An 11,522-nucleotide genomic window follows, 5' to 3' on the forward strand; every position below is an offset into this window, starting at 1 on the left:
TTGTCTGTAGCGAAGGTTCGCCTTTTCTATGGAGCAAAACGCAAGTCAATAAAAAGGCCGGGCAGCTTTCGCTGCCCGGCCTTTTTGCTTTTGGCTCTGGGGCCGTTGGCAATCAGAATGTGTAGTTCACGGAAGCGCCAATCAGCCATGCCTCGATATTGGTGGTTTCACCATCGAAGTAAGTAGGTACCGGCAGTCGACCAAACTCCTGAACGGTTTCGTCGTCGCCCCACAGGTAGGCGAAGCCACCGTCGATGCTGAGGTGTTTGTCGAACTTGTAGGTACCACCGAAAGTGATCCACTGGCGATCGGTATCGGGGATCGACAGGGTGCGCCAGGTGACAGGCAGTCCTACACCGATAGTCTCTTCAACCTCTGTGATGCCATTTTGATTCAGGCCGTCCCGCGCTGCGCCTTCATCATAGGCGTAGCCGATGCGCCAGGTGACCTCTTCACAGGGGTAGTATTCCCCGGCGATGCTGTAGCGGAAGCCACTCTCAAAGTTCTCTTCCTTGACGAGCAGAGGATTGAAGGGCTCATCCTCCACGCCCAGGCGGGCTGAAGGAATGAATGCTTCCAGTCGCTCGAAGTCATCCCAGTCTGTCCACATAACGCCAGCTGCGATGCCCCACTGCTCGTCGAAACGATGGTAGAAACCCAGCTCCAGGGTATCGGGCAGATCCAGGGTCACGTCACCGCGGGCATTGTCGAATGGAGGGAATGCCGGCTGCAGGGCAGGAGGCAGGGCAACCGTTGGCAGGAAGTCTGAACTGACGTCGCCTTCCAGTTTCGGGTCAATCTCTGCGTGATAGGAGATACCAAAGCGGGTCTGGTCGTTGATTCTCCAGAGTGCACCAATAGCCCAGCTTACATCCCAGTCGTCAGCATCGTCATAGTCGAGGATTTTGCTGCCAGAAAGATCCGGGTTCAGCAGGAAATCGCGCGGCACCATGGTATTCAGCTTGGCATCCGCATAAACGAAGTTTACGGAAACACCAATGCTGAACTGATCATTGAAATCGTAGGCAACCGAAGGTGCGATATTTACCGTCAACAGCTCGGTCTGGTCGGCGATATTGGTCACAGGCCAGGTGGGATCGAAATCAGTTTCCAGGCCATAGGTGGTGTACATCGCCAGGCCCAGAGACCAGCAGGGATCCAGCGGTACCGCCACATAGCCGTTAGGTACGAATGCGTCGGTCGCATAGTCGTCGGCGGTATCGAAGATGCTTGCGCTGCCCAGACCGCCGGTACCATCGGGGAAGAAGTAGGTTGTGGTACCCGCCGCATCGATTTCAGGGTTGACGTAGATGAAGCCGCCGCTGAGGCTGATGCTGTCGAATAACGCAGAGCCGGCTGGATTCCGTCCGAGAATCGAGGCGTTGTCACCAATCGTATTCTCTGCCGCATAGGCTCGGCCGAGGCCGGTAGTACCAGATTCCTGAAGGTAGAAACCGGCAGCCATACTGCCGCTGGAAACGGTGCTGATGGCAACAGCCAGTGCTGCACGGCGCAATAAATTCTGTTTCATGAGGTCCCACTCTGTATTGCTGATGACTCTTTGCCGGCGCGCACGATCCGGAAGTTCGGAGGAAGCGCATCCGACCGGAAAGCTTTTTCACAAAGCTTCCAATTCTCGCAATGTATTCCTTGGTACAAAAAAAATACTAGCAGCGCGATACTGTCGCGTTGCCATACCTGAGGAAACGGGCGACTTTATAAAGAGAATGGGTCAAAAAATCTATCGCGGGGCGTGACTTTTTTTTGCCTTTTGGCGGGAAATTTGAAGTTTTTCAGGGCGTATTGATGCTTTTTCCATCGATGATCAATTCGGTCAAAGCGATTTGATAGGTTTCGCCATCTTCTTCCTGCTGTAGCTTTACCAGTGCGTAGTTCCAGCCAGGCGCAAACCAGATATTGGTTTCCCGATCGTCGTCTTCTCTTACCCGCTGGACTTTGACGGTCTCCACCTCCCCGAGCGGTGTCTTCAGCGTTTCTTTTCCGGCAATTTTGAAACGGTACTCACGCAACTTCTTGCCGTCGGTGACAACGTACTGAAGGTCTTTTTTTCCTGCCGCAACATCCAGCGCCAGTTGCAGCTGGTAACTGATTTTGTCCTGGATTTTCTCTGGCGCATTTTCCAGCGTGCGATCGGTGTTGGTGAGATTGACGACTCGTTTTTCGCCGGGCTCGAAGTTGAGTGAGGTATGGCGATTACGACCCAGCCCGGTGCGCCGATATTCATAGTGCAACGGTGAGAGTTGGCCGTTCTGTTTCAGGAAGCGTGAGTATTCATTGATGTCGGCGAAAAACGAGTCCGCCTGAAAGTCGAGCCGCCAATTGCCGGCCTTGCCGGACAGGGAGCGGGTGGCAGTGACTTCGAAGCTTCCGTAGCGGGCCTCGTAAACGGCGCGAAAGGGTTTCAGTTCCGTGGCGCTGACCAGTGGCGTCAGCAGAAGTGTGGCGAAAATTGAGACCAGTGTGGCAAGTCTGCGAAATGGCACTGTTGACCTCCAGATGTCCGGGCCGGGGATGCACCACTTTAGCATCCGGCTGCCGTTCCTGTCTGGAGTGGCGCCGGGGCCAAAGCCTGTAGAGGCTCTGACACCAGCGCAATCATTTAGTGCGATAAAGAGGTCAGGAGACCCGGCTGTCGATGCGATGGCCGGAGGCGGGCAGGGGGTGTCCGTCCAGTTCAGCCCGATCACATGCCATGCGCAATCGGCCTTCGGCGAACCACTCTACCGCCAGGGGGTAGATGATGTGCTCCTGCACCTGAACCCGCTGGGCCAGGGATTGGGCGGTGTCGCCGGACTCTACCGGCACCACGGCCTGGACGATGGGCGGGCCACCATCCAGTTCCTCGGTAACGAAATGCACCGTGGCACCGTGCTCACTGTCACCGGCATCCAGGGCGCGCTGGTGCGTGTGCAGGCCCTGGTATTTCGGCAGCAGTGAAGGATGGATGTTGATGAGTCGGCCACTGTAATGGCGCACAAAGCCGGGAGTCAGGATACGCATGAAACCTGCCAGTACTACCAGCTCCGGTTGGTAGCGATCGATGACCTCGATCAGCGCAGTGTCGAAGCCCTCGCGGTCCAGATATTCCCGGTGATTGACCACGGCGGTCTCGATGCCTGCGTCGTTGGCCCGGGCCAGTCCGTAGGCCTCCGGCTTGTTGCTGATGACAGCGCAGACTTCATAGGGGCACTGTTGTTCCGCAGCGCCATCGATGATGGCCTGCAGGTTGGTACCGCTGCCAGAAATCAGCACCACCACTCGGCAGCGGTTGTCATCATTGCGCACTGACATCAAAGCCCTGCCAGCTCCACCGCTTCATCGCCTGCATTGGCAGATTCGATACTGCCGACAATAAAGGCTTCCTCGCCCAGCTGGCGCAGGGTTTCCAGCGCCTTGTCAGCCTGCTCTTCGGGTACGCAGATCACCATGCCCACACCGCAGTTGAAGGTGCGGTACATTTCGCGGCCATCGATATTGCCGGCCTGCTGCAGCCAGCGGAATACCGGCGGCATCTCCCAGCTGGTCACATCGATCTTCGCTTTTGCGCCTTCGGGCAGCACCCGCGGCAGGTTCTCCAGCAGGCCGCCACCGGTGATGTGGCTGAGCGCATTGACCTGCACGGACTTGCCCAGTTCGAGCAGGTTTTTCACATAGATGCGGGTGGGCGCCATCAGCGCTTCGGCCAGAGTCTTGCCGCCCATATCCTGCTGCAGGTCCGCGCCACTGATTTCCAGTACTTTGCGGATCAGGGAGTAGCCGTTGGAGTGTGCGCCGCTGGATGCGAGGCCGATCAGCTTGTCGCCGGTTTTGACCTTGCTGCCGTCGATGATTTCGGATTTCTCCACCACGCCGACACAGAAGCCGGCCAGGTCGTAATCGTCACCCTCGTACATGCCGGGCATCTCGGCGGTTTCACCACCCACGAGAGCGCAGCCTGCCAGTTCGCAGCCGCGGCCGATGCCGGTCACCACCTGGGCGGCCACATCCACGTTCAGCTTGCCGGTGGCATAGTAATCGAGGAAGAACAGGGGTTCGGCACCCGCGACTACCAGGTCGTTGACGCACATGGCGACCAGGTCGATACCGATGGTGTCGTGAATACCCAGGTCCATGGCGAGGCGCAGTTTGGTGCCAACGCCATCGGTGCCGGATACCAGTACCGGTTCGCGGTACCCGGACGGCAGCTCGCAGAGGGCACCGAAACCGCCCAGCCCGCCCATGACTTCGGGGCGCTGGGTGCGCTTGGCCACGTGCTTGATGCGGTCGACCAGCGCATTGCCTGCGTCGATGTCGACACCGGCATCTTTGTAACTGAGGGACTGGGGTTTGGAATCGCTCATGATTCTTCCTGCAATGGGGGGATTCGAGAGGGCGCGTATTCTAGCTCGGAGTCGCTCGTGTAGCCACGCCCTGTGCCGATCTGCGGCTTTTCGACCGGATTTTCCCTGCCTTGGGCCCTAGGGAGCGCCGTCATTGATGTGCTGCAAACGCGGCAGGCGTCCCATTTGTGCGAACTCGGGGCTGGGAGAAAAAGCCGACACTGATACAATAGCCGCTCGGAGCCTGCCTGAGGTCTGGCTCCAGGGCCCTGAGCCGCATTGGACGACGACTCTGCGGAATGGCCCGTCAAGAATCACGATGTTTGGGAGAGATCCGATGCACAAGCTGCTCCGGCACGGGTTGGCGGCTCAATTGATAGCGCTGTTGCTCTGCGCCCTGGTAATGCCTGCACAGGCGCGGGTGGTGGCGGACCTCTACGAGGTCGTAGAGGCCGTACCCAGCCGCGGGACCACGGATCGCGCCGATGCCATCGGCCGGGGTCTGGAGCGGGTCTTTGTGCGGGTGACCGGGGACACAGCCATCGGCAGTGACCCGCAGCTGCGCCCCGAGCTCCGGCGGGCCGATCGGTTCCTGCAGAGCTATCGCTACGAAGTTGAAGACAACCAGCTTTACCTGCACCTCTCCTATGACCCGCAGGCTGTCTCTGAGCGTGTTCGCCGCCTGGAGCTGCCTTTGTGGCCCAATAATCGCCCCGGAACCCTGGTTTGGCTGGCGGCGGACACTCTGCAGGGTGGGCGCGCAGCGCTCAGCGAACAGGACGCTCCTGAACTCTATGCGGCGCTGGAGGGGATGGCGATCGACAGGGGGCTGCCGGTGGATTTCCCGGCCATGGATCCGGTAGATCGCAGTGCCATGCCGCTGGGTAACCTCTGGGCCCAGGATGAGCGGGCCGCCGAGCGCGCCGGTGTGCGCTATCGGCCGGATGCCACCCTTATGGGACGGGCGCTGGAGCTGTCTGCGGATCGCTGGCAGGCCAACTGGCTGCTGATCCACGGCGGCCGGGCCCATGCGTTCGATGCCACCGGCAGCTCGCTGGAGGAGGTCGCGCAGCAGGGAATCGATGGTGCGGCGAACCTTCTGGCCCAGCGCTACGCGGTGCGCACTGGTGGCCAAACCGGTCCACAGAATGCCCTGGTACTGGAGGTCTCCGGTATCAATGAGTTCGCCGATTACACCGGTGCTATCGCCTATTTGCAGGGGCTGGCCCAGGTGAGCAGTGCCGAATTGCTGGCGGCGGACAACGACCGCCTGCGTTTTTCCATTACTTCGACGGTCGGACTGGATCGCCTTCGCGATGCGCTGGCCCTTAACCGCAGGCTGAGTGCCGGTGCGGAAGAGGATCCGATCGATCTGACTGGTTACCGTGCACCTGTGGGTAGTGCGGAAAACCCCCTGCGTTACCGCTGGCACTGAGATGAGTAACAAACAAGGCGCGCCGCAGCAGTTACCCTTGGGGGTTTCCCTGCGCGACGACGCCACTTTCGATAATTTTTACCTCTCCGGGGAGGATGCCAATCGCCAGGTGGTCGAGGCTCTGCAGGCTTTTGCCTCGGGCCGGTCACCAGAGCAGGTGGTCTACCTTTGGGGGGAGCCGGGGAGTGGTGTCAGCCACCTGCTGCAGTCAGCCTGTCAGAGTGCTGAAGAAGCTGCCCGCAGCTTCCAGTACCTGCCGCTGACAGACCTGATGGCGATGGACCCCGGTGTGATGCTGGATGGTCTGGAACAGCTGGACCTGGTATGCATCGATGACCTGCACCAGATTGAAGGCCAGCCTCGCTGGCAGGAGGCGCTGTTCCACCTTTACAACCGTGTACGGGATAGTGGTGGTCAGTTGCTGTTGGGCGCCCGTAAACCACCGCGCGGTCTCGAGCTGACGCTTGCGGACCTGCATTCACGGCTGCAGTGGGGGCTCACTTTTCAGTTACAGGCGCTCACCGACAATGACAAGCTGGAGGCCCTGCGCCGGCGCAGCCGCCTGCGCGGCTTTGATCTGTCCGAGGATGTGGCCCAGTACATTCTGCACCGCGCCCCGCGTGACACCCGGGCGCTGTTCCAGTGCCTGGAAACCCTCGACCGGGCGTCGCTGATGGCCAAGCGCAAGATCACCATTCCCTTCGTCAAGGAAGTGCTCGGTATCTGAGTACTGTCCGGCAACCCGATTCTCAAAGTCGCAGTATCTGACGGTACTGCGCCACCTTCACCTTAAAGGGCGTGTGGTCATTGAGGTGCAGCCGCATGCAGTCCGCTGCATCCGGCTCCCCGTGCACCAGTTGGATCCGGGTCCCTTTTTCGAGCTTCGAATTCAGTAGCCACCGCGTCAGATCTTCGTAATCGCCATGGGCCGAGAGCCCGTCCAGCTTCTCCACCTGCGCCCGGCAGGGAATGTAGTCGCCGTGGATTTTCACCGAACTCGCCCCGGCGACCATCCTGGCTCCACGCGTGCCGCCCGCCTGAAAACCGACAAAAAGCACTGTCGTGCGATGGTTGGGCAGCAACCGCTTCATGTGATGCAGTATCCGGCCCCCGGTGGCCATGCCGCTGCCGGCGATGATGATGTGGGGGTAGGTGATCTGTTCCAGCGCTTTTGATTCCTCGACGTCCCGGGTGTAGGTGACCATCTGGCCCATTTCCCGGCACTGTGCTTCGGTGAGCCGGTGGAGTTCGGGGTAGCGCTGGTAAATATGCGATGCATCGATTGCCATCGGGCTGTCCAGAAAAACCGGCAGCTTGGGAATTTCACCAGCCTCCATGGCGGATACCAGCAAGTGCTGGATCATCTGGGCTCGGCCCACGGCAAAGCTCGGGATCAGCAGTACACCACCCCGTGACACGGCTTCGTTGACGACTCGGTTTAACTCGCTACGGACATCCAGATCCGGGTGACGGCGGTCACCGTAGGTGGATTCGAGCATTAACAGATCGAGAGGGGGCAGCGGTTCGGGAGGGTACATCACAACATCGTCGGGCCGTCCCACATCCCCGGAGAAGCCCACCCGCTTGCCATCGGCTGTGATGATGGCACTGCCGGCGCCGAGGATATGGCCGGCACCCTGGAGGTGGAAGTAGAGATCGCCAACCTGGCACTCTTCCCTGAACTCGATGGGCTGAAACAACTCGAGGCTCTGCTCCGCTGTTTCACCATCATAGAGGGGTTCCGGATGTTTGTGCTTGCTCAGCCGGTGTCGGGCGTAAAAGCGGGCATCTTCTTCCTGGATATGGCCGGCATCCGGCAACAGGATGGAGCAGAGGTCTTGTGTGGCGGGGTGACAGAAGACCGGCCCCCTGTAGCCCAGTTTGTACAACCGCGGGATATAGCCGGAGTGATCCAGGTGGGCGTGGGTCAGCAGGATGCCATCGATGGATTGAATATCGAAGTCGGGAGTCTGCCAGTTCCGTTCCCGCAACCACTTGTAGCCCTGATAGAGGCCGCAGTCCACGAGTAAGCGAGTGTTGTTGTGTTCTACCAGAAACTTGGAGCCGGTGACGGTCTCGGTGGCGCCCAGGAAAAGAATGTTCACTTTTTTGCGACTTCCTCAGAACGATTGGTGGGGTTCTCCAGCAGCTTCTTTATGGCAGGGGCCAGGACCGGGCTCAGGTCCAGACTGTTCCCCGTTCCCGGGATACTGTTACTCGCCAGCAGATGCCGGATGCCGGCCTCTCTGAGTTTCGCTTGTGCCCCTTCGGCGTAAAGCCCATGCACCGTCAGGCAGTCGATTTGCGTGAAACCCGCCGCCCTCAGTCTCTTCACTGACTCCAGTATCGTGTGCCCGCTGGAGATCACATCGTCAAGCAACACCGCGGTATGACCGGTGAACCTGGCGAGCCCGGCAAAGGTAATTTCTACCGTTCGATCTCCCAGGCGGCGTTTCTCCCCGACCGTAATCGGGCTGCCAGTATGCTCTGCTACCGTGCTGACCCACTGGCGGCTCTCAGCGTCCGGACCAACCAGGAGGCAGGGCTCATTCCGCCTGGCAACCCAGTCTGCGAGCACCGGAGCGGCGCTGACTGCGGTGGCTGGGATGGAATACACCTCATCCAGACGATGAATGCGGTGCAGATGCGGATCGGCGCAGGCAAGCCAGTCGAAATAGGCGGAAACGAGGCGTGCGAAACTGGGCGCCGTGACCGCTTCGCCGGGGTGGAAACGGCGGTCCTGGCGCATGTAACACAGGTAGGGGGCGACCAGGCCGACATCGGCGGCCCCCAGCTCCCGCAGAGTGTCGACCAGAAACAGCAGTGCCGGCACTTCCGGGTCGGGATTGGCGAGGTTTGCGAGTACGATGCAGCGCCTTCCCTTCACCGTGCTCAGGACTCGCAGGTAAGTCTCCCCATCCGGGAAACGACGCCGCTCCAGCGCTCCCGCTTCTGCCCCCAGGGCCTCACAGAGCGGCCTGAACAGGGGAAGGTCGGAATTCATGGCGATCAGGAGCGGTTTCACGGCTGGGGCCCAATATCAAACAGGTCGCGGTTCTGGTGGTAGTAATCTCTTGCGTAGGCCAGTTCCCCCGGCGTGTCGGCGTAAAGCGTGGCCAGTGGCTGGCCGGGTATGACGCTGTTCCCCACTTTGATGTGCAAGCGCAGTCCGGCGAGGGGCGAGCTGGGGGCGCCCGCCAGCTTGGCCAGCTGGGCGAGTCGCCGGTTGTCCATGCCCAGCAGCTTGCCGGTGCGCTGGGCTCGCAGGCGACAGTGATGGGGTGCTTCCTGCAGCGTCTTGAGTCCCCCCTGGGCGCTGCAGATTCGTTGAAACTGTTGCCACGCCTGTCCCGAGAGGAGTATTTCCCGGGCCTTGGGCAAGGCGGCGTCCAGAGTTTCACCGGATGCCATCGACAGCATGTTTGCAGCCAGAAACAGGGAGCGCTCCGCCAGATCCGGTGGCGCCTCGGGGCTATTGCGGAGTACGGAGAGCACATCGCGAGCCTCTTGATTGGGGCCAATACCGTAGCCAATGGCCTGCGTGCCATCGGTAATCACGCAACGGAGTTGCAGGCCCATCGCTTTGGCAACCTGACGAAATAAGCCGGCCAGTTCATTGGCCTCTTCCACTGAGCGCAGTTTGGCGGTGGGGCCGACTGGCATATCGATGAGTATGTGATTGGAGCCGGCGGCGACTTTCTTTGACAGCACAGAGGCTACCAGCTGACCGGGGCTATCCAGGTCCAGCGCCCGCTCGATGCGGATCAGCAGATCATCCACAGGACTGAGTCCAACCTCGCCGCCGGCAGCCAGGCAGGCGCCCGTTTGTTCCACCACATCCTGTAACTGCTCAAGGGACAGGTCGACCTCGGTGAGTTCCTCCATGGTGTCCGCGGTGCCCGCAGGCGAGGTGATGGCGCGGGAGGAGGTCTTGGGAATCATCAGCCCGGCGGCACTGGCGATAGAGATCACGATTGGTGTTGTCCGGTTGCCGGGCAGGCCGCCGATGCAGTGTTTATCGAATACCCGTTCGGCCCCGGACCAATGTAACTGGTTGCCGCTACTCACCATGGCCCGGGTCAAGGCGGTTACTTCCACAGATGAGAGATGACCGGCCGCGCTGGCGGTCAGGAAACTGGCGATTTCGATATCCGAATAAAGTCGTCGACTGATGTCGTGGACGATCGTCTTGATTTCGAGTGGGTTCAGTTCATGGCCGTAGATTTTTTTACGCAGGGCGCTGAGGGAGCGCACCAGCGGAGCGTGCCGTACGTGAACAGGTTGTTCCTCTCTCAGCTGCAGGAATTCCCAGGCGCTGTCGGAAAAGCCAATGGTGCCTTCAGCCAGCAGCTCGTTGCTCACAATATTGAGCGTGGCAATGAGACTGTGTTCTTTCGCCTGCACCTGCAGGCGGGTGTTGGCGCTAAACCCTTCCGCGCGGCAGATGGCACAGTCACTGCGCATGAAGATGATGGGCTCTTCATGGGTGTCGACACCCATCAGGTGTGCAGTGAGCGGGGGAATATGTCGCATCGATACCCGAAAGCCTGCAGCGCTCCTTGTTTGAGGATGAAATCCGTGTCTACCGCGTGTCCTAGCAGCCTCGACACCGCCATAATGAGAAGCTGTGGTTGCTCAAACAGAACTGGTTTGAGCGTAACATGATCATTCTGGCGTGCCTCGGGGAAAGGAGTTTAAACAGCATATGCAGAACTTCCGCAAAATACTCTTTGTCAGTCACGGTACCGTCGATGAGAGCGACGGCTTGATGCAGGCGTTGAGTGTCGCCAGAGTCAGTGGCGCCACATTGACTATTGTGGTGGTTTGCCCGCACCTGCCAGAGGGTTTTACCGACTATGAGGGGGCCTATAAGGACGGATTGATCGCGAGAGCCGGGCAGTCCCTGAAAAAGTCTCGGGAACTCCTCAGTATCGACGAAGGCCAGGTGGCAGCAGAAATTGAAGTGGATGCCGGCGATACCCCTGCCGAGAGAATCATCCAGCGCGTTTTGAAAGAAGATTACGACCTGGTTGTGAAAAATGTCGAGGGCCGCACGCATCGCAAGGGCTTCAAAGCCATGGATATGGAACTGCTGCGCAAATGTCCGTGCCCGGTCTGGTTGAGCCGGCGTATTGAACACCCCCGCGAAGAGGTGCAGGTGGTTGTGGCGGTGGATCCCGAGGATGAGCAACCCAGCGCCTACGACCTCGGCATTCGTTTATTGCGTCTGTCCCGTGCGCTGGCTGACAGCTGTAGCGGGACCCTGCATGTCGTGTCCTGCTGGGATTACGACGTCGATGAATACCTGCGCCACAACTACCCCATCAACATCTCCGATGAGGAGCTGGATCGGGCGCTGGAAAAGGCGGGCGCAAACCATCGTGGCAAGCTGGATGCGCTGATCCACGCCGCTGGCATCGAGGGCCCTATGGAGGTCCACCACGCAATCGCCCGACCGGATTCGTTTATTCCCCTGCTGATTGAAGAGAAGCAACTGGATATTCTGGTGATGGGTACGGTGGCCCGCACCGGCATCCCCGGATTCATTATGGGCAATACGGCGGAAAATATTCTGCAGCGTATTACCTGTTCGCTGCTGGCGCTGAAGCCCAGCGATTACACGTCACCGGTGAAAGCCTGAAGATCTGGAGCCAGGCACTTTACCGACAATAAAAAACGGGCCCTGCCGGGCCCGTTTTTTGTGGATCGAGTACCCATTTGCGATGGGCACGGTTCGAAGGTGAAGC

General features: G+C 59.6%; 10 protein-coding genes. 3 read left to right on the top strand and 7 right to left on the bottom strand.

Features of this window, described 5'->3' with window-relative positions; translation table 11 throughout:
- Nucleotides 1-112: 112 nt before the first annotated feature.
- The 4 genes from AUP74_RS09805 to purM all read right to left on the bottom strand — a co-directional run bounded on the left by AUP74_RS09805 (nt 113) and on the right by purM (nt 4,361).
- Nucleotides 113-1,531, bottom strand: coding sequence for an OmpP1/FadL family transporter (locus AUP74_RS09805; RefSeq protein ID WP_069947420.1), 1,419 nt, complete (start codon nt 1,529-1,531; stop codon nt 113-115).
- 262 nt (nt 1,532-1,793) lie between these two features.
- Nucleotides 1,794-2,504, bottom strand: a complete 711-nt coding sequence (locus AUP74_RS09810) for a DUF3108 domain-containing protein (RefSeq protein ID WP_226999751.1) — start codon at nt 2,502-2,504, stop codon at nt 1,794-1,796.
- Nucleotides 2,505-2,637: 133 nt separating this feature from the next.
- Nucleotides 2,638-3,312, bottom strand: a complete 675-nt coding sequence (purN, locus tag AUP74_RS09815; RefSeq protein WP_069947421.1) for a phosphoribosylglycinamide formyltransferase — start codon at nt 3,310-3,312, stop codon at nt 2,638-2,640.
- Entirely contained in the window at nt 3,312-4,361 is a 1,050-nt protein-coding gene (gene purM, locus AUP74_RS09820; RefSeq protein WP_069947422.1) for a phosphoribosylformylglycinamidine cyclo-ligase, read from the bottom strand. The genes purN and purM overlap by 1 nt, the downstream gene beginning before the upstream one ends.
- 316 nt (nt 4,362-4,677) lie before the next feature.
- Here purM and AUP74_RS09825 point away from each other — a divergent pair, with 316 nt between their 5' ends.
- Nucleotides 4,678-5,775, top strand: coding sequence for a DUF2066 domain-containing protein (locus AUP74_RS09825; RefSeq protein WP_069947423.1), 1,098 nt, complete (start codon nt 4,678-4,680; stop codon nt 5,773-5,775).
- Nucleotide 5,776: 1 nt separating this feature from the next.
- Nucleotides 5,777-6,502 carry a DnaA regulatory inactivator Hda gene (gene hda / locus AUP74_RS09830; protein WP_069947424.1) on the top strand — a complete coding sequence of 242 codons (726 nt, stop codon included), beginning with the start codon at nt 5,777-5,779 and terminating at the stop codon, nt 6,500-6,502.
- 22 nt (nt 6,503-6,524) lie between these two features.
- On the opposite strand, the gene AUP74_RS09835 is transcribed toward hda, so the two are convergent.
- The 3 genes from AUP74_RS09835 to AUP74_RS09845 are packed head-to-tail and all read right to left on the bottom strand — an operon-like array spanning nt 6,525 to nt 10,308.
- The gene (locus AUP74_RS09835) at nt 6,525-7,880 is read right to left on the bottom strand and encodes an MBL fold metallo-hydrolase RNA specificity domain-containing protein (protein ID WP_069947425.1); all 1,356 of its coding nucleotides are present in this window, start codon (nt 7,878-7,880) and stop codon (nt 6,525-6,527) included.
- Nucleotides 7,877-8,800, bottom strand: coding sequence for a ribose-phosphate diphosphokinase (locus AUP74_RS09840; protein WP_069947426.1), 924 nt, complete (start codon nt 8,798-8,800; stop codon nt 7,877-7,879). The genes AUP74_RS09835 and AUP74_RS09840 overlap by 4 nt, the downstream gene beginning before the upstream one ends.
- Nucleotides 8,797-10,308 (bottom strand): thymidine phosphorylase family protein, encoded by a 1,512-nt coding sequence (locus tag AUP74_RS09845; protein ID WP_069947427.1) that lies wholly within the window; start codon nt 10,306-10,308, stop codon nt 8,797-8,799. The genes AUP74_RS09840 and AUP74_RS09845 overlap by 4 nt, the downstream gene beginning before the upstream one ends.
- 172 nt (nt 10,309-10,480) lie before the next feature.
- On the opposite strand from AUP74_RS09845, the gene AUP74_RS09850 reads away from it, so the two are divergent.
- Complete coding sequence (locus AUP74_RS09850; RefSeq protein WP_069947428.1) at nt 10,481-11,416, top strand: universal stress protein; 936 nt, start codon at nt 10,481-10,483, stop codon at nt 11,414-11,416.
- Nucleotides 11,417-11,522: the final 106 nt, after the last annotated feature.

Source organism: Microbulbifer aggregans, from assembly GCF_001750105.1.
Classification (GTDB): domain Bacteria; phylum Pseudomonadota; class Gammaproteobacteria; order Pseudomonadales; family Cellvibrionaceae; genus Microbulbifer; species Microbulbifer aggregans.